Annotated in this window: 18 protein-coding genes and 4 pseudogenes; 3 read left to right on the top strand and 19 right to left on the bottom strand. The window is 44.6% G+C overall.

Going from position 1 to position 19,076, the window contains the following annotated elements; translation table 11 throughout:
* Positions 1-3 precede the first annotated feature (3 nt).
* The gene (locus tag L0M13_RS13885) at positions 4-417 is read left to right on the top strand and encodes a hypothetical protein (protein WP_235197065.1); all 414 of its coding nucleotides are present in this window, start codon (positions 4-6) and stop codon (positions 415-417) included.
* Positions 414-3,138 (top strand): annotated as a pseudogene (locus L0M13_RS13890) (DEAD/DEAH box helicase). The gene L0M13_RS13885 and the pseudogene L0M13_RS13890 overlap by 4 nt, the downstream one beginning before the upstream one ends.
* 52 nt (positions 3,139-3,190) lie before the next feature.
* Here L0M13_RS13890 and L0M13_RS13900 read toward each other — a convergent pair.
* A complete protein-coding gene (locus L0M13_RS13900) occupies positions 3,191-3,334 on the bottom strand; it encodes a hypothetical protein (RefSeq protein WP_235197068.1) in 144 nt (47 codons plus the stop codon).
* A gap of 23 nt (positions 3,335-3,357) precedes the next feature.
* On the bottom strand, positions 3,358-3,771 hold the full coding sequence (locus L0M13_RS13905) for a single-stranded DNA-binding protein (RefSeq protein ID WP_110925567.1): 414 nt from the start codon (positions 3,769-3,771) through the stop codon (positions 3,358-3,360).
* A 292-nt stretch (positions 3,772-4,063) separates the two neighbouring features.
* On the opposite strand from L0M13_RS13905, the gene L0M13_RS13910 reads away from it, so the two are divergent.
* A complete protein-coding gene (locus L0M13_RS13910) occupies positions 4,064-4,501 on the top strand; it encodes a YwpF-like family protein (RefSeq protein ID WP_235197069.1) in 438 nt (145 codons plus the stop codon).
* 478 nt (positions 4,502-4,979) lie between these two features.
* On the opposite strand, the gene L0M13_RS13915 is transcribed toward L0M13_RS13910, so the two are convergent.
* The 17 genes and pseudogenes from L0M13_RS13915 to wecB form a co-directional block, all read right to left on the bottom strand.
* Positions 4,980-5,363 (bottom strand): hypothetical protein, encoded by a 384-nt coding sequence (locus L0M13_RS13915; protein WP_235197070.1) that lies wholly within the window; start codon positions 5,361-5,363, stop codon positions 4,980-4,982.
* Positions 5,364-5,476: 113 nt separating this feature from the next.
* Positions 5,477-5,914: a 3-hydroxyacyl-ACP dehydratase FabZ gene (fabZ, locus tag L0M13_RS13920; RefSeq protein WP_052650698.1), complete on the bottom strand. Its 438-nt coding sequence runs from the start codon at positions 5,912-5,914 to the stop codon at positions 5,477-5,479.
* A 60-nt stretch (positions 5,915-5,974) separates the two neighbouring features.
* A complete protein-coding gene (locus L0M13_RS13925) occupies positions 5,975-6,241 on the bottom strand; it encodes a DNA-directed RNA polymerase subunit beta (RefSeq protein ID WP_235197071.1) in 267 nt (88 codons plus the stop codon).
* Positions 6,242-6,586: 345 nt separating this feature from the next.
* Complete coding sequence (locus tag L0M13_RS13930) at positions 6,587-7,579, bottom strand: rod shape-determining protein (protein WP_235197072.1); 993 nt, start codon at positions 7,577-7,579, stop codon at positions 6,587-6,589.
* A gap of 263 nt (positions 7,580-7,842) precedes the next feature.
* Positions 7,843-9,141 (bottom strand): UDP-N-acetylglucosamine 1-carboxyvinyltransferase, encoded by a 1,299-nt coding sequence (gene murA / locus L0M13_RS13935; RefSeq protein ID WP_235197073.1) that lies wholly within the window; start codon positions 9,139-9,141, stop codon positions 7,843-7,845.
* Between the two features lie 343 nt (positions 9,142-9,484).
* Entirely contained in the window at positions 9,485-9,718 is a 234-nt protein-coding gene (locus tag L0M13_RS13940; RefSeq protein ID WP_235197074.1) for a DUF1146 family protein, read from the bottom strand.
* 207 nt (positions 9,719-9,925) lie between these two features.
* Positions 9,926-10,330, bottom strand: a complete 405-nt coding sequence (locus L0M13_RS13945) for a F0F1 ATP synthase subunit epsilon (RefSeq protein WP_235197075.1) — start codon at positions 10,328-10,330, stop codon at positions 9,926-9,928.
* A 24-nt stretch (positions 10,331-10,354) separates the two neighbouring features.
* Positions 10,355-11,769: pseudogene (gene atpD, locus L0M13_RS13950) on the bottom strand (F0F1 ATP synthase subunit beta).
* A 225-nt stretch (positions 11,770-11,994) separates the two neighbouring features.
* Entirely contained in the window at positions 11,995-12,852 is an 858-nt protein-coding gene (gene atpG, locus L0M13_RS13955) for an ATP synthase F1 subunit gamma (protein ID WP_235197076.1), read from the bottom strand.
* Positions 12,853-12,958: 106 nt separating this feature from the next.
* Positions 12,959-14,466 (bottom strand): annotated as a pseudogene (gene atpA, locus L0M13_RS13960) (F0F1 ATP synthase subunit alpha).
* A gap of 28 nt (positions 14,467-14,494) precedes the next feature.
* The gene (locus L0M13_RS13965; RefSeq protein ID WP_235197077.1) at positions 14,495-15,025 is read right to left on the bottom strand and encodes a F0F1 ATP synthase subunit delta; all 531 of its coding nucleotides are present in this window, start codon (positions 15,023-15,025) and stop codon (positions 14,495-14,497) included.
* Positions 15,022-15,543, bottom strand: coding sequence for a F0F1 ATP synthase subunit B (gene atpF, locus L0M13_RS13970; protein WP_235197078.1), 522 nt, complete (start codon positions 15,541-15,543; stop codon positions 15,022-15,024). The genes L0M13_RS13965 and atpF overlap by 4 nt, the downstream gene beginning before the upstream one ends.
* 287 nt (positions 15,544-15,830) lie before the next feature.
* Positions 15,831-16,055, bottom strand: coding sequence for a F0F1 ATP synthase subunit C (atpE, locus tag L0M13_RS13975; protein ID WP_006829234.1), 225 nt, complete (start codon positions 16,053-16,055; stop codon positions 15,831-15,833).
* Between the two features lie 58 nt (positions 16,056-16,113).
* Positions 16,114-16,824 carry a F0F1 ATP synthase subunit A gene (atpB, locus tag L0M13_RS13980; RefSeq protein WP_235197079.1) on the bottom strand — a complete coding sequence of 237 codons (711 nt, stop codon included), beginning with the start codon at positions 16,822-16,824 and terminating at the stop codon, positions 16,114-16,116.
* Between the two features lie 27 nt (positions 16,825-16,851).
* Complete coding sequence (locus L0M13_RS13985; protein WP_235197080.1) at positions 16,852-17,223, bottom strand: ATP synthase subunit I; 372 nt, start codon at positions 17,221-17,223, stop codon at positions 16,852-16,854.
* Between the two features lie 3 nt (positions 17,224-17,226).
* A pseudogene (locus tag L0M13_RS13990) lies at positions 17,227-17,449 on the bottom strand (AtpZ/AtpI family protein).
* Between the two features lie 237 nt (positions 17,450-17,686).
* Complete coding sequence (gene wecB / locus L0M13_RS13995; RefSeq protein ID WP_285835939.1) at positions 17,687-18,805, bottom strand: non-hydrolyzing UDP-N-acetylglucosamine 2-epimerase; 1,119 nt, start codon at positions 18,803-18,805, stop codon at positions 17,687-17,689.
* Positions 18,806-19,076: the final 271 nt, after the last annotated feature.

The raw sequence follows: 19,076 nt of genomic DNA on the forward strand, positions 1-19,076 counted from the left end.
TCGTTGATCCATCTAAGCGAAACCGATTGGGAAGATTTGTTCAAACAGTTCGGCCATTACGGCCTCCCAGCTTATTCAACTTATTTAATCGAGAAAAAGCTATTCAAGCAATGGGCGGAACTTCACCATCTTCACAACTCGCCGCTTTATTTTGCTGAGGAATGCGGCTTAAAAGAAGTACAAGAAGCTGCTCCGGATTTTGTTCTTCCTTTGTTCCACCGCTATGCGATGGATTATCTGGAAGAACGCAATCGCCCCAGCTATAAACAAGCGGTGCGGATGTGGAAGAAAATGAAAGCCGCTTGCAAAAAAAGCGGTCAAATGGAATTCTGGACTGCGTATATCAATGAGATCCGTACGCAAAACAAACGCCTTCGGGCACTCCAGGAAGAGATCGAGAAAGGACATCTTGTATGAATCAGTTCCAAACGGAAGGAAACCGTACCTATTATTTAAAAATCCGGCGCTTTGAAGAATTCCGGGTACAAGCGATAAATGAAACCGGAAACCGGATTCCACCAGAAGTCTGGAAACCATACTTGTATTTCCTCGACAAAGAAAGCTTTTTCGGCTTGACTGCGCGGATTGACGGACTGGATCTATTGTTGACGCCTGCTGATTTTGTGCGTTTATTCCAACGGGAGGCGCATCATTATGTGTCATTTTCCGGCCAGACCGAAGAAGACGAAACCTGGCTGAATCTTGCTGGAAAAGTAGCCGATTCCTTGAACGATCCAAATCTTTGGGATCATATCTCAGTAGATGGAGAAGACATTTTGATCGATCCAGCATATGGAGATCCGGAAATCCAAGCATTCCTAAGTGATACCATCAAGCACCAATTGCATCAAAAAGGATTGGCAACTGCACAGCTGCCTTTTATCCAGCATTTTGTTCAACATGCCGGATGGGACGGTTTGCCTGCGAGCGACGATTACGTCATGGCGGTCCAACTTGGCGAACCGCAAGACGACGCTTTCTGGTCATTCAAAGTGGTTCTTCGCTCCAAACGCGGAAGTGTCTACTGGACACCTTCCAAACGGCGGATGGATGAACCTTTCGATAAAGTGCTGCCTGAGAAATGGCGTGCTCATCAACAGGAGATCAAAGAAAAACAGATGTTGATTCTGAGCCTCTGCCCTTCTGTCGAAAATTACGACGAAGACCGCCTTTACCATGCGGAATGGACAGATGCAGAAGTGTTGGAGTTCTTGCGCAATGATGCAGAGATCCTTCAGTCTTTTGGCGTCGAAGTTTCAATCCCTTCTTGGCTGAAAGCGGTCCAAGAATCCAAAATCCGAGTGAAAGCCAATATCCATTCTCCGGTCAAAAAAGCATCTGTGGTCGGCCTAGATCAAATTGTGCGCTTTGACTGGCAATTCTCATTGAACGGCCACGAACTCAGCATGCAGGATTTCCAGCAGCTTGTCGCTGAGAACAAAGAATTTATCCGCATCGGCAACGAATGGGTACGTGTAGACTCCAATTTGCTCATGCAGCTTCGGAAAATGATCGAAGAAGCAGATGACGCCGATTGGACCATCAAGGATATGCTGTTCCAGAATGTGCCTGAAATTATGCTGGATGAAGGTGTAGACGAAGAAGATCCGTTGATTGAGTTCCATTTGAATAAATCATTGCGGACATTGCTCGATAAATTGCTGGATAAACGCGATTTACCGGAAACACCGATTCCTGAAAATCTTCATACAGAACTTCGGCCTTATCAGAAGACCGGATTCGATTATCTTGTATTCATGCGCGAAGAAGGCTTCGGCCTTTGCCTTGCAGATGACATGGGACTTGGAAAAACAGTTCAATTGATCACTTACCTTCTGCATGTCCATGAGAAGAAACCCGAGCAGCCTTCACTGATCATTTGCCCGACTTCCGTACTCGGCAACTGGCAAAAAGAGCTTGAACGCTTTGGCCCGGACTTGAAAGTGGTTACCCATTACGGCAGCACCCGTCCAAAAGCCGAGGAATTCCAGGCCTTCCTGCAGAAAGAAAAACCGGATGTCGTGCTATCTACGTACGGCATCGCTTCTTCGGATGCGGAAGAGATCCAAGGCATCCACTGGACCAGCATTACGCTGGATGAAGCACAGAACATCAAGAATATGTATACGAAGCAATCCCGTACCATCCGTAAATTTAAAGGCGACCATCACATCGCTTTGACCGGGACACCGATTGAAAACCGGCTTTCTGAACTTTGGTCGATTTTTGATTTTATCAATAAGGGCTATTTGTATCGCATCAAGCAGTTCCAAGAGAATTTCATGATTCCGATTGAACGCGACGATTCAGAAGAAACGAAAGAAAAGCTTCGACAGCGCATTCAGCCATTCTTGCTGCGCCGGACGAAAAAAGATCCTGATTTGCAATTGAATTTGCCGGAGAAGCAAGAGCAGTTGGAATACTGTCCATTAACGCCGGAACAAGCAGCTTTATATGAAGGTTTAGTGCAAGATACGGTGCAGAAAATGGAGACGCTCACCGGATTTGAGAAAAAAGGCCTTGTCTTAAAGATGCTCAGCAAATTAAAGCAATTGTGCAATCATCCTTCTTTGTATTTGAAAGAACCTTATACATCCGCTGCAGAGATATTGCCGCGGTCCCAAAAACTTGAACGCATTGTGACTCTGGCAGGAGAAATTGCCGAGCGCGGAGAGCAATGCCTGATTTTCACTCAATATATCGGCATGGGGCATTTATTGCAGCAAGCCATCAATGAATTATATGGCCATGAAGTTCCATTCTTGACTGGAAGCATGCCAAAAAATCAGCGCGATTCTCTCGTAGCTGCTTTCCAAAACGGCAAATTTCCAATTTTCATCCTTTCGTTAAAAGCAGGGGGAACCGGTTTGAACTTAACAGCCGCTACCCATGTTTTGCATGCGGACAGATGGTGGAACCCCCGCAGTTGAAAACCAAGCGACAGACCGGGCTTACCGAATCGGCCAAACCCAATTCGTACATGTCCATAAATTTGTGACCATTGGCACGATCGAAGAAAAAATTGACGCGCTGCTTACTCAAAAGCAGACCATGTCCGAACAATTTATCCAATCCAGCCAGTGGATGACGGAGCTGTCAGACAGCGAATTGAAAGAACTGTTTACCTATAATCTATAATAATCCGGCTGAGCCCCCACCCAACCGGATTTCCTTCTGGCGAGTGAAAACTTCATCCTTGTTGGACGGAACGGAAGCTCTCTTTCAGTTCACCTAGTTCCCGCTCCGCCTCTGCCAATCGGCGATGAAGCAAGGCGGTCAGTTTGATTAATTGCTCCATATGCACTTCCAATTGCAATTGAACGTCTTTTGGCATAACTAAGTGCCTCCTTATCCTAATTAAGTACTTATTACAGTAGCCGTTCCTGGCGGCTGGAAATCAAAGTCTGCTTCAGACCCAGGTTCCAGCGGTTTAGGAGCGGCTTCTTCTTTTGGCCGCTTTTTATCAAGAAAACGGATTTGATCACCCAGTACTTCTGTTACATAAACACGGGATCCGTCTTCTTTATCGTAATGGCGGGATTGCAGTCTGCCTGTTACTGCCACCAAAGATCCTTTCGTGCAGTATTTCGAAACGTTGTGGGCGGGCTTGCCCCAGGTTGAGCAGAGAACAAAATCCGTTTCCACTTCCCCTCGTTGATTTTTGTAATTCCGGGACACGGCGACGATGAAAGAAGTATGTACGCGCCCTTCGCTCATCACACGCATTGTCGGGTCTTTCGTTAAGCGGCCAACGATTCCGACTTGATTCATTTTTTCACCTCCTTTTGGCTTATTAACAATATACTAAGGAAAGTGAATATTGCGCAAAAGGGCAAATTCGATTTTTGGCTCAATAACGCTGATGAAATCTGATTTTTAATCATTGATGAAAATTGTTTTTCTTCTACATCCTTGCAACCATATGGTTTCTGAAGTTCTTATTTGGTTTTGGAAAAATGGAATTTGGCATAATAACAGGAAAAATAAAACGGTTTTCCAGCCGATAAGCGGCATGTTTTCGGCTATGCTATACTGAAAAAAAGCGATGTTTGGAGGAATTGACGTGAAAACATTTAAAATGCTGTCACTCGGAGTCGTTAAAGAAGATGAAGTGACGGATTATCCTTTAATTGACGGAATCATTATCAATCAAGAAAACAGCCACCGTTCATGGGTGCTTGAAATGCTGATGGAATTAGATTACAAAGAGAGCTTCGATCGAATGATGGAAACTGGGGGTATTTACGATGTGAAAGTCGTCATCTCCTATCCTGGAAACGAACCGGCCACCTTTGAAGTAGCCATCTATGGCGTCAAAGTCATGGGCAATCAGGTTTCGGTATTAATGAAAGGAACCTTGAAACGCGCAAGACGGAAATACGCTGAAACCCTACTATCGGAATTGCTTGAAGACGGGCTAGAGGGCGAAGAATTGCTTGAGCGCTTCGAATCAGACATGCGCACACGACCCGGACTGAGAAAAGACGAAACAAAGGCATAAAGAAAAGCGAAAAGAGCCGTTTAGCTTCGACAGGCTTAAGGCAGAACGCGAGGAGGCTGTTGCCGCCGCAGCGGGCTGACTTAAGACCCGAGAAGCTGCCTCTTGCAGCCTGGACAATCAGAAAAGCGGAGGCGGCCGTTTAGCCTCGACAAGCTTAAGGCGGATTGCCGAAGCGGCATTTTTTGCCGCATAGGCAAGACGACTTAAGACCTCGAGAGGCTGGCCGCTGAAGTCTGGACAATCAGAAAAGCGGAGGCAGCTTGTCAGCCGTGACAAGCGCTGGAAGGCTTAGCAGTAATGGCGGGTTTTGCCATTGCTGATAAGGCTGAAGCGACCTCGAGCGGCTAGCTGCCGGAGTCTGGACAATAAGAAAAGTGGAGGCAGCTCGTCAGCCGCGACAAGCGCTGGAAAGTTTCTTCTTTGAACAATAAAAAGGCTGGCCGAGATGGAACCCCATCTCGGCCAGCCTTTTTTATATTTATTTCTTCATCGCATTTAATTTCGTTTCCACGAAAGCAGCTTCTGCTCTGCATGAATAATCGAAATGCGTATTCATCGATTCCTGCATGATTTCAATGCGGGCGATTTGATCTTCTGAAGGCGGCTCGTTTAAAATCTTATCAATGATCTGATTCATTTTGTTCGCCACTTCTTCATGGAATTCAGGGCTTAACTTGACTTCGAGAGGAACTTTCTCATACCAAGCAGCTCCGTTTTCGATGTAGTCTTTCCAAATCTTTACGAAGTCTTCTAAATTAAAACGTTCTTCATCCCATTCAATATTCGCCATGTAAGCTTCAAATATTTTTGAGATGGAGCGTGTGATGCTGCTTTTAACGCCTGTCGGCAATGTTTTATACATGGTAAACCTCCTACACTCCGCAAGAAAGAATAGCAATCGCTTTCCGCTATTCCCCTCCTATGTATTTCCCTGAATCATTTTACAGGAATGAACTTTCAAATTCAAATTCGAGCTTATTTTTCAACTACTGGCCCTAAAGCGAATAAAATATCACATTCACAAGCGATTTCTCCATCGACGGTAGCAATCGCATGGCCTTTGCCCATCGATCCGCGAAGCTTCGTCAATTCTACTTCTAACCGCAATTGATCGCCCGGTACAACTTGCCGTTTGAAGCGGCAATTGTCAATACCCGTGAAGAATGCCAAACGGCCTTTATTTGCTTCCAGCTGCAATACAGCGGCTGCTCCCACTTGCGCTAAAGCCTCGACGATCAGCACACCCGGCATAACCGGATATCCCGGAAAATGGCCATTGAAAAATTGTTCATTTGCTGAGACGTTCTTTAATCCGACAGCTTTTTTACCCGCTTCGATTTCTAAAATCCGATCCACCATTAAAAATGGATAGCGATGCGGTAAAATTGCTTGAATTTGTTCGGTCGTTAACATAATCCCACTCCTTCAACCATAATTTATCTATATTGCTCGAAACTCATACAAGCGGAAAAATTATTTTTTTCCGCTCATAATATCTATTATATGCTGCCACGTTTCCCATTTCAGCGCATCCCTTGCTTCGCCGTCCCCGATCACGCCATAACCGACCATAGCCCCTAAAATTGCAGCCAGGGCAATCAATACGAGAACAATGATGATTCGAAGCCAAATTGGAAATAAACGAATTTGGACCCACCAAGTCTGTTTCTCATCTTTTTCTGGGGCCTTTTCGAGTTTTGCTTGTTTTCGAAGGGAAACTTTCTTTTTTGTTTCAGCCATTCGCTCAGTCAACCTTTCTATTGATGCATGCCTCATTTCGAGGCAGTCAATCTTCAAGAATTCTATACGGCAGAGAATCTATCCTCTATCCCCTTTTAAGAGATCCGGATTTCCACTTCGGTAATATGCATTAATTATCATTATACTAAAGATTTTTACCATCGCCATAAGGCATTCTGCTTAAAAGTCGCCTGATGCCTTTATATGCCTATTAAACCCCTTTAGAAACAGAAGAAATTCACGGTTCAAATCTGGCCATATGCCGGATTGGCTAAAATCCCAAGAGGATCAATGCTAAAGCTTAACCAAAAACTTAACTGCCACATTCGAATAAGTTCAACTGATTTAACGGCGAGAAAGTTTTTGCATATTATCTAAAAGGATGCCGGTTCCGAGTGCCACACAATCCATCGGCAATTCAGACAAGGAAACCGGAACTTTCAATTCTTCTGCAAGCAATTGGTCAATGCCGTGAAGCATAGCTCCTCCACCCGTTAAAATCACACCGCGGTCAATAATGTCCGCAGAAAGTTCGGGCGGCGTTTTTTCAAGCACGCTTTTCGCAGAAGCAACAATCATTGCAACAGATTCCTTCAAGGCTTCTTCTATTTCAGCAGACTGGATCTTCACTACCCGAGGCAGTCCCGTCATCATATCACGGCCGCGAATTTCCATTTCTTCGTTGCGGCTGCCGCCATACACTGAACCGATCTCGATTTTGATATTTTCTGCTGTACGGTCGCCAATCAATAATTTGTATTGGCGTTTTACGTATTGAAGAATGTCTTGGTCGAAAACATCGCCAGCCACTTTAATTGATTCACTCGTTACGATATCGCCCATGGATAAAACAGCAATATCCGTCGTTCCGCCGCCGATGTCGACGACCATATTGCCGCTTGGCTGGTAAATGTCCATCCCTGTGCCAATTGCCGCGACTTTCGGCTCTTCTTCTAAAAAGACTTTCTTGCCGCCGGATTTTTCGGCTGCTTCACGGATCGCTTTTTGCTCGACACTCGTAATATTAGTCGGACAGCAAATTAAGATGCGTGGTTTAGTCATAAAGCCTTTAACCTTCAAACGGTTTAAGAAGTACTTTAGCATCATTTCAGTCACATCAAAATCTGCAATGACGCCATCTTTAAGCGGTCGGACGGCCACAATATGTTCAGGTGTGCGTCCGATCATTTTGCGGGCTTCTTCCCCAACCGCCAAAACGCGGTTTGTTTTTCGGTCAAGCGCAACAACCGATGGCTCATTTAATACGATTCCTTTGCCTTTTACATGGATCAAGACATTTGCCGTTCCTAAATCAATACCGATATCTTTTGAAAACATTATTACGCTTCCCCTTCCAGCTTTCTAAACCTAATGTGTTATCTAAAAAGACTCTCCTAAATGAACATTTTAGCATAGTGTGATTAGAAAAGAAAAAGAATTTTCAAGGAATAAAGACCCGATTCGCATCATAAAATATTTCAACGACCATAAAATTTTGTGATATTGATTTGGAGCGATGCGCTTCTAAAATCAAAAACAATAAAACCCATGAGGCAAAGTTGCCTCACGGGTTATTAGAAGAAAAATAAATGATAAGAGAATTAGACCGTTTGTTTTTCTTTGACTTCAGCTTCCACTGTCGATACACGTTCAATATCTGCTCCCAAAGCCGCAAGTTTCGAATGGAAATTCACATAGCCACGATCTAAATGCTGCAACTGGTTAACGCGTGTGATGCCGTTAGCTGCTAGTCCTGCTAGTATCAATGCCGCTGCAGCTCTAAGGTCCGTTGCTGCAACTTCTGCTCCTTGAAGTTCTGAAGGGCCTTCCATGATGACTGAGCGTCCTTCAATTTTAACTGCTGCATTCATGCGACGGAATTCTTCCACGTGCATGAAGCGATTTTCGAAAACAGTTTCTGTCAAGATGCCATTTCCAGTTGCCGTCAACATCAACGCCATCATCTGTGATTGCATATCTGTCGGGAATCCTGGATGCGGCATTGTCTTAATATCAATCGAGCGAAGCGGACGAGAAGCACGGATGCGCAATCCTTCCTCTTCCTCTTTGATTTCGACACCCATTTCACCCATTTTAGAAATCAATGCAGCCATGTGTTCAGGCACTGCATTTTCGATAATAACATCGCCTTCAGTGATGGCAGCAGCCACCATGAACGTTCCAGCTTCAACGCGGTCAGGAATAATATAATGAACTGCACCGTGCAATTCTTCTACTCCTTCGATGCGCATCGTATCTGTACCCGCACCTACTACGCGGCCGCCCATTTCATTGATGTAGTTCGCTAAATCTACGATTTCCGGTTCTTTTGCTGCATTTTCAATGATGGTTACACCATCAGCCAAAGCAGCTGCTGACATGATGTTCTCTGTTGCGCCGACACTCGGGAAATCAAGATAGATTTTTGCTCCGCGAAGTCTTCCATTTACATTCGCTTCAACAAAACCGTTTCCAAAAGTGATTTGAGCGCCCATCGCTTCAAATCCTTTTAAATGCTGATCAATCGGACGAGAACCGATTGCACACCCACCTGGCAAAGCAACTCTAGCGAATCCATTACGCGCAAGCAACGGCCCCATCACCAAAATTGAAGCACGCATCTTTCTCACATATTCAAATTGCGCTTCACTAGATAATGTTTCTGATGAATCAATCACCATTTCATTCTTTTCAGGGAAGTATACAATCGAAGCATTTAAACTTTTAAGCACTTCTTGAATGGTATAAACGTCTGCTAGATTAGGTACTTCCTTAATAATGCTTTTTCCTGTTGATGCGAGAAGTGCTCCTGCAAGAACCGGCAAAACTGCATTCTTAGCCCCTTCTACCCGAACTTTCCCTTTTAATTTTTGGCCGCCTTTAACGATAATCTGATCCACTGATATGCCCTCCATATGTTAAATATTCATCTATATGTACCTTTAAAGTCCAATGTCATAGTTTAGAAACAAAACCTTTTCCATAATACCCGTTTTTTATTAAATATACAAGTAACTTAACGCTCATTTTAGTAGTTATATTACCCAGTTAGTATATCATTCGTACAATACCGAGTCCTTATGTCCGTCCTAGAAAATTATATATTACATTTTGATTACAAACTTAAATTTCCCTTATTCTTAAGAGATAAACATGCTTTTAGTTATTTCCTGGGAAATAACAATAAAAGGTTTGCTGTTTTGCCATATGGGCGAAAATCGCTCTCATGGCAAACTAGCAAACCTAGAATAGATAAGGCAATTGTCTTGACCATGAAGAGATATTCAAAAAGAAAGTCGATACCGCAGTTCCAATGGCAATGCTGAGAAAGATATAAAGGATTTGAGCTTGCAGCACATGCTGCTTGCGGATCCATTTCTCAAACATCACGGCACGCAATGCGTAAAAAGCGACGCCAGTAAAAAAGATATGGCTGAATATTGAAATGAGGGCTTGCTGCCCAATGGCGGTCTCCATTTAACTGATCCCCTCCTATTTAAAAAAGCGGACAAAAGTCAATTGCCCTTCTGCCCGCTCGTGAAATTCTACTCTTTTTATTTAATGTCCAAACTTTAGCAGCTAGCTCCTCAGGTCATCGACCAGTTCAGCTTTGCGGCAAAAGATGCCACTTCACTATTCTGTCTTGTATCCATCAGCACTGAACAGCCGCTTCCGTTTCCGTCATTAAATATTACCCTCATAAACGTTGATACGATTCTTCGCACGTCTTAATGCTAGTTCAGCACGTTGAAAGTCGACTTCTTCTTTATTCGCCTGAAGCATCGCTTCTGCACGTCTTGCAGATTCTTGTGCTCGCGCCAGATCAATATCTGTCGCAAGTTCTGCAGACTGAGCAAGAATCGTCACTTTATCCGGACGAACTTCTAAGAATCCGCCGCTTACAGCTGCTAATTCAGTCGAGTTCTCTTTCTTTAATCGGACTGCACCGATGCCAAGAGGAGCTACTGTAGGAATATGGCCAGGCAAGATACCCATCTCGCCTGTCGCTGTAACTGCTATTACCATAGAAACTTCTGAATCGTATACCGGGCCGTCGGGAGTGACAATATTGACTGTAATGGTCTTCATTTTTTCCCCTCCTGGTCCCTTGTTTTAGACTTCTACGCCCATGCTTTTAGCTTTTTCAATAACGTCTTCGATACGTCCAACTAGACGGAATGCATCTTCCGGCAAGTGATCGTATTTACCAGCAAGAATTTCTTTGAATCCTTTGATCGTTTCTTGAACTGGAACATAAGAACCTTTTTGGCCCGTGAACTGTTCAGCAACGTGGAAGTTCTGAGAAAGGAAGTTTTGGATGCGGCGTGCACGGTTAACCGTCAGCTTATCCTCATCACTTAACTCATCCATACCAAGGATGGCAATGATATCTTGTAGTTCGCGGTAACGCTGAAGCGTTTCTTGAACTTGGCGGAAATTGCATAGTGTTCTTCACCAACGATTTCAGGCGACAAAGCGCGTGAAGTTGAAGCCAAAGGATCCACCGCTGGGTAAATACCCATTTCCGATAGTTTACGCTCAAGGTTAGTTGTCGCATCCAAGTGAGCGAAAGTTGTTGCCGGAGCCGGATCCGTATAGTCATCGGCTGGTACGTAGATCGCTTGGATAGATGTTACAGAACCTGTGCTTGTAGTTGTAATACGTTCTTGCAATTGACCCATTTCAGTAGCAAGTGTCGGCTGGTAACCAACCGCTGAAGGCATACGTCCTAATAGGGCAGATACTTCAGATCCTGCTTGTGTGAAACGGAAAATGTTATCGATGAACAAAAGAACGTCTGCGCCTTGCTCATCACGGAAATATTCTGCCATTGTCAAACCAGTCAAGGCAACACGCATACGTGCACCAGGCGGCTCGTTCATTTGGCCGAAGACCATTGATGTTTTCTTGATAACGCCAGAATCGCTCATCTCGTGGAATAAGTCATTTCCTTCACGTGTACGTTCACCAACACCAGCGAATACGGATAAACCACCGTGTTCTTGTGCGATGTTGTTGATCAATTCTTGGATAAGAACTGTTTTACCTACACCGGCACCACCGAAGAGACCGATTTTACCACCTTTGATATAAGGAGCAAGCAAGTCAACTACTTTGATACCTGTTTCAAGAATTTCAACTTCTGTGGATAAGTGTTCGAAAGTCGGTGCTGAACGGTGAATCGGGTTACGGCGCTCAGTTGCTGGAATTTCTTCCCCTAAGTCGATTACTTCTCCTAGTACGTTAAATACGCGGCCTAAAGTTACTTCTCCAACTGGAACAGTGATAGCACTGCCTAAATCGGTTACTACTGAACCACGTTGCAATCCATCGGTGGAATCCATCGCAATTGTGCGTACTGAATCATCACCAAGGTGAAGCGCCACTTCAAGTGTCAATTTCACTTGTTGTTGGCCTGGACGATCAATATATACAGTTAGGGCGTTGTAGATCGCTGGAAGTTGGCCATTCGCAAACTTAACGTCTACAACCGGACCCATAACTTGAAGAACGTGTCCTGTGTTCATGCTGTTCCCTCCTGTCTTACTTTTTTCTTATTATTCAAGGCTTCAGCGCCAAACTCTTCGGGATCTTAAGTCCGTCGGGGCTAGATGGACGCTTGCACTTTTCTTATTGTCCAGTTTCAGCGTCCAGCCCCTCGAGTCGCTTCAGCCTTTCCAGCACTGGCAGAGAACGCCAGTACCGGCAAGGCTTCCAGCGCTTGTCGGGGCTAGATGGACGCTTGCACTTTTCTATTCTAACGCGGCTGCTCCTCCGACGATTTCAGTGATTTCCTGAGTGATCGCTGCTTGGCGGGCACGGTTATATGAAAGAGTCAATCCATCGATCAACTCACTTGCATTATCGGTTGCGCTCTTCATAGCGGTCATGGACGCAGCGTGTTCACTTGCCTTACCGTCAAGAACTGCACCAAAAATCAAGCTTTCTGCATATTGGGGAAGAAGAACTTCCAAAATCGCTTCGGCTGATGGGTCAAACTCGTAAGAAGCAGTTGAACCAGTCGTTTCGATATCCGTTAATGGCAAAACTTTCTTTTCGGTAACTTCTTGCTGAATAGCAGAGACAAAGTGATTGTAGTACATATAAACTTCATCATACGTACCATCTGAGAACATACCAACAGCTTTGCGCGTTATTTCTTTAATATCAGCGAAACTCGGGTGATCTGGAAGTGCGATTGCACTATCAAGAATCGTCATTCCCTGCTTAGCAAAGAAATCCCGTCCTTTACGGCCAATACTTAAGATAACGAACTCGTCATTTGAGGTATGGCGCTGACGGATTTTGCTCATCACTGTACGAAGAATATTACTATTGTATCCGCCTACTAACCCACGATCCGAAGTGATGACAAGATAAGCTGTTTTTTGTACTGGGCGTGTCGTCATCATTGCATGGCTCGTATCGTTCGATCCGGCCGCGATTGAAGCGACAACATCCTGAATTTTTTCCATGTAAGGAACGAATGCTTTCGCATTCAATTCAGCACGGTTCAACTTCGACGCAGAAACCATCTGCATCGCTCTTGTGATCTGGCTTGTTTTCTTGGTTGAAGTAATACGGTTTTTTATATCGCGTAAAGATGCCACTGGTATTTCACCACCTTATTATTTTTTCTTCTAGTCCGAACGAAAGTCTGTTAGAGCCTCTTCCATTCAGCAGTTCCCTAAGTTACTGCTGAATGTGGAGTTTCTCTTATTCTGATTTTGCGAATGTGCGTTTGAATTCGTTGATTGCTGCGCCAAATGCTTCGTCAGAAGGCAAACCTTGCGTAGTGCGGATAGTTTCTAAAACTTCTGTGTGGTTAGAATCCAGCCAGCTTGTCAATTCAGCTTCAAAACGTTGAATATCTTGAACTGGAATATCATCAAGGAATCCACGAGTCAATGCATAGAAGATGACAACTTGTTTTTCAACTTTGATTGGATTGTTCAAATCTTGTTTCAATACTTCAACTGTACGTTTCCCACGCTCAAGTTTTGCTGCAGTTGCTGCATCAAGGTCTGAACCGAATTGAGAGAACGACTCTAGCTCACGGTATGCAGCCAAGTCAAGGCGCAATGTACCTGCAACCTTCTTCATCGCTTTGATCTGAGCTGAACCACCAACACGTGATACAGAAAGACCGCGTTGATCGCCGGACGTACACCCGAGAAGAATAGATCTGATTGAAGGAAGATTTGTCCATCAGTGATCGAAATTACGTTTGTTGGAATATAAGCAGAAATATCGCCCGCTTGCGTTTCAACGAATGGAAGAGCTGTAATCGAACCAGCACCTAATGTTTCGTTCAATTTTGCAGCGCGTTCTAGTAAACGGGAGTGCAAGTAGAAAACATCCCCTGGATATGCTTCGCGGCCTGGAGGACGACGTAGCAATAGCGACAATTCGCGGTAAGCTGAAGCTTGTTTAGTCAAATCATCATATACGATCAAAACGTGTTTGCCATCGAACATGAACTCTTCCGCCATAGAGATACCTGCATAAGGAGCCAAGTACAATAATGGAGCTGGTTGAGATGCAGATGCAGTCACGACGATTGTGTAATCCAAAGCGCCGTTTTTACGCAAAGTTTCTACTACGTTACGTACAGTAGATTCTTTTTGTCCGATTGCTACATAGATACAAATCATGTCTTGGTCAGCTTGGTTCAAAATTGTATCGATCGCTACAGAAGTTTTACCTGTCTGGCGGTCACCGATGATCAATTCACGCTGTCCACGGCCGATTGGCACTAGAGCATCGATCGCTTTGATACCTGTTTGAAGTGGTTCATGAACCGATTTACGGGCCATAACCCCTTGTGCAGGGCTTTCGATCGGGCGAGTTTTAGTTGTGTTAATCGGTCCAAGACCATCAACTGGTTGACCAAGCGGATTTACTACACGTCCGATTAGTTCTTGTCCTACTGGTACTTCCATAATACGGCCAGTTCGACGTACTTCATCGCCTTCTTTGATGTCTGTGTAAGGCCCAAGGATAATGATACCAACGTTGTTGGCTTCCAAGTTTTGTGCCATACCTAGAACACCAGTAGAGAACTCAACAAGTTCTCCAGCCATGATGTTGTCGAGGCCATGAGCGCGTGCGATACCATCACCAATCGTGATTACTGTACCGACGTCGTCAACTTTCATCTCAGATTGATAATTTTCAATCTGCTGTTTGATCAAGACACTGATTTCTTCAGCTTTGATGCTCATGTATTTCACCCTCTCATAATTTCCTGAATTAACCGATCAACTGACGCTGCAAACGGCCCAGTTTTGAACTGATGCTGCTGTCATAAATGCGGTTTCCGATTTGAAGACGCAATCCACCGATTAGGGTTGGATCAATAATGTTTTCGATGCGCAAAGATTGCTTACCGATTTTTTTAGCGAAAGTGGAAGAAATCGATGCACGTTCTTCTTCCGTCAACGGACGGATTGAATAGACTTTTGCATCTTCGATTCCTTGTGCTTCGTTTGATAAGTTAATGAACTCTGTAGCCAAGCCGCTGACGTCGTTTAAACGTTTGCGTTCAGCCATCAATTGAAGTGTGTTCATCACGTAAACGTTTACGCCATTGAACACTTCATTGATCAGGTTCGTTCTTTTTTCAGCTGACAATTTTGGAGAAACAATCAGATTGTAAAGCTCAGGAGTCAGTTCAAAGACTTTCTTCACTTCACGCAAATCCATTTCTACCTTATCAACCACTTCATGTTTTTGAGCGATTTGGAATAAAGCTAATGCGTAGCGTTCTGAGACTTGGCTCATTGCACTTCGCCTGCCTTCGCAATCGTTTCGTTAATCAACTGGCGGTTGTCTTCTTCAGAGATTTCTTTTTCCAACACTCTAGATGCTGCAAGCAATGACAATGCCACAACTTCTTCGCGTACTGCAGAAATCGCTTTTTCTCTTTCGTTCGCAATTTCTTGTACAGCTGCATCTTTCATGCGGCCAGCTTCAGCACGCGCAGTCGAGATAATGTCCTGACGCGAAACTTCGCCTTGTTTTTTAGCATTCTCAACGATTTCTTGTGCTTGCGTACGCGCTTCTTTCAATAAGCTGCGCTGTTCTTCAAGCATTTTTTGTGATTCCTGGCGGCTGTTTTCAGCCGTTACGATTTCACTAGCGATCAATTCTTCACGCTGCTGCATGATTCCCATCAAAGGACCCCATGCGAACTTTTTCAATAACAGCATCAAAATAATGAAAACTGCTAGTGTAGCGATGATATCTCCGACGTTCAAAAACTCCCCGGATGCACCGAGTACGAGGTGATCAAAAAACACGATTGTTTCACTCCCTTCAAGAGCCTAAAATTCAGTTTCTTCTATTATAAGATCTTTAATGTAAGATGGTTATTCAAAATTGAAATGGGCCATACAAACATAAATGGCGAAAAACCTGCCGAAGCATTCCCGCCATTTACCTTTGTTATTGTCCAGATTTCGATGTCCAGACTCCAACGGCCAACTCCTCGGCCTTAAGCTGCCCTTCCTGTGCGGCAAAAAGCGCCGCTTCGGAAGTTCATCTTAAGTCTTACAGAGCTGAACGGCCGTTTCCGCTTTTCTCGATACTATTGGTTCATAACGATGAACGCGATAACTACAGCGATGATCGGCAATGCCTCAACCAATGCAACCCCGATGAACATAGTTGTTTGAAGAACGCCACGTGCTTCTGGCTGGCGAGCGATACCTTCAACTGTTTTTGAAACGATAAGACCGTTACCAATACCTGCGCCTAGTGCTGCTAAACCTACTGCGATTGCTGCTGCTAATAAACCTAATGAACCTGTCATTGTAATTTGTCCTCCTCAGGATAGTTGTTTTTTTCTGCTCATTTTGAACAGTTTATACTCAATGGTCGTCGGCAACTTTATGCGATAAATAAACCATCGTCAACATAACGAAAATAAATGCTTGGATTGCTCCGATAAAGATCGAGAATCCTTGCCAAGCCATCATCGGAACGATAGCTGTTGCAAAGCCGACAACGCCAGCTCCGCCGAGTCCCGCTAATAATCCAAGCAAGATTTCACCTGCATAGATATTACCGTAAAGACGCAGACCAAGTGTCAACGTATTTGCGAACTCCTCAATGATTTTCAACGGGAACAAGAATGGCATCGGTTTTAAATAACCTGCACCGTATTCTCCCAACCCCTTGAGTTTGATGCCGTAGTAATGGCTCAAAATGATGACCATGGCGGCCAATGTCATTGTCACTGTTGGATCAGCTGTCGGGGATTTCCACCACAGTTCGCCATAGACAATGATCGAGAACGGAAGACCTAACATATTCGAAACGAAAATGAACATGATCAGCGTAATTCCAAGAACATGGAATCGTCCGCCGTCTTTCCAGTCCATGTTGCTCTTGATAAGCCCTTTTACGAAATCCATAACCCATTCCATGAAATTTTGCATGCCGGTTGGCTTAAGCTTTAAATTCCGAGTAGAAATGAAGGCAATTAGAAATACGATAACAGCGGCTACGATGAGCATCATAACGTTCGACAAGTTAAACCAGATCCCGAACACTTTAAGCATAGGAGCTTCATGACCCACGATAGTTTCACCTCTCTTTCCACTTTCTTAATGGTGTTTCACATGATAAACAATCCGTTCTGCCAAGAGCAGAACATAAGGGATCATCAACCCGATTACTGTACTGACCAAGTGAATATGCTCTGCGAATAATAATGCCATCGCCACAGCAGCTACACCCGATGCAAACCGTAATGCCGTTCCAAGCGAACGAACCTTCGAGCCTTCTGCCACCGCCCGGTCGAATTTTTCCATCCGGCGAACCAGGATCCACATATTATAAATGCCGAACAAAGTTCCGATTAACAGACCGGCGAACACCTCTTGATAAGGGGTAAACCCCCAACCAATAACGAAAGCCGCCAGGATGAAATAAATCATTCTTTTTAGTCTTGTATATATCTCCCTAAGTCCATCCATTTTTCATTTGTCTCCTGATTCGAATTTTCGGACGGTCTGCAGCATTGCCCACACACCGGCAAACATGCCCGTGAGCAAGCAGATGATTAAGAAAAGCGGGGGCGGTTCCGAATTGTTCATCGAGCCACATACCTGTGAACGTACCGATGAGCACGGACCCGACAAGTTGTGAGAGGATAGCACTGTAAAGTGCCATCGCTTGTAAGGGACTTTTTGTTGGGCGCATGATAAACCCCTCGAGTTTCGTTTGATTTGACATTTTACCCCTATAAAAGAGCAGTCGCATCAGGCTTTCGGAACAACATCTATATGTAAGAAAACCTTCTCATGCATACCCTTTGTAAGCATACAATAGGGGTAAAATCATGTCAATTACTAGAAGTGAAAAACTTCACAAGCAACTACGCTTCGACATATTCTTGACAAATTCGTGTCGAACATGTCCTCTCAACAATTCCGCTATTTATTTCTCAGAAAAATACGTGTGCAGCGCTTCAACGATTCGGCGGGAAGCTTCCCCGTCCCCATAAGGGTTTGAAGCATGCGACATTTCTTTATATGCGTTTTCATCTGTCAATAATTCTTTTGCCATTGAATAGATGGTTTCTTCTTCTGTACCTGCAAGTTTCAACGTTCCTGCATCGATTCCTTCAGGGCGTTCCGTCGTATCGCGAAGTACCAGTACCGGCTTGCCGAGTGATGGCGCTTCTTCCTGGACGCCGCCAGAATCCGTCAAGATGATGAATGAACGTGCTGCGAAGTTATGGAAATCCAGAACTTCAAGCGGTTCGATTAAATGGATCCGTGGATCGCGTCCTAAAACTTCATCTGCCACTTCCCGGACAGCCGGGTTCATATGCACGGGATAAACCACTTGGACGTCATCGTGTTCTTGAATCAACCGTTTAATCGCACGGAACATATTGCGCATCGGCTCTCCAAGGTTTTCGCGTCGGTGAGCTGTCAACAAGATCATCCGGTCATCGCCGATCTGTTCAAGGATCGGATGGCTATAAGTTTCGCGCACCGTCGTTTTCAATGCATCGATCGCTGTATTGCCCGTAATGTAGATGGTTTCTTCTTTTTTGTTTTCATCACGCAAGTTTTGCGCAGATTTTTCAGTCGGCGAAAAGTGGATATCAGCCATTACGCCCGTCAATTGACGGTTCATCTCTTCCGGATACGGCGAGTATTTATTGTGCGTACGCAGACCCGCTTCTACATGGCCGATGGCAATCTGATTGTAAAACGCTGCTAAACTGGCAACAAAAGTTGTCGTTGTATCGCCATGGACCAAGACGATGTCCGGCTGTGCTTTTTTCATGACTTCGTCTAAGCCAAGCAGAGCACGTGTCGTAACGTCGCTCAATGATTGGCGGTCTTTCATAATATTCAAATCGTAATCCGGCGTAATCTGAAATGTCTCAAGCACTTGATCGAGCATCTGTCTATGCTGAGCTGTTACCGTCACAATCGGCTCGATTGTTTCCGGATGCTTTTGAAGCTCGAGCACTAGAGGCGCCATCTTGATTGCTTCCGGGCGCGTGCCAAAGATCGTCATTACTTTCCACTTTTTCGTCAAACTAATCAACCTCGTTTTCATATTATTTGAGTGAGAAAGTGATCACCTTTGTTTCCGGCAATCGCTTACCTGACTTATCGCTTTTTCGTGTCCAAATTCCAACTGCATAAGGCTAAACGGGCGCTTCCGCTTTTCTACTGTCCAGACTCCAGCGCCCAACCCCTCGAGTCGCTTCGCCCTTTCCTGCAATGGCAAATACCGCCATTACCGGCAAGGCCTCCAGCGCTTGTCGGGGTTAAACGGGCGCTTCCGCTTTTCTCTTGTCCAGACT

Source organism: Planococcus sp. 107-1 (assembly GCF_021513255.1).
Classification (GTDB): Bacteria; Bacillota; Bacilli; order Bacillales_A; family Planococcaceae; genus Planococcus.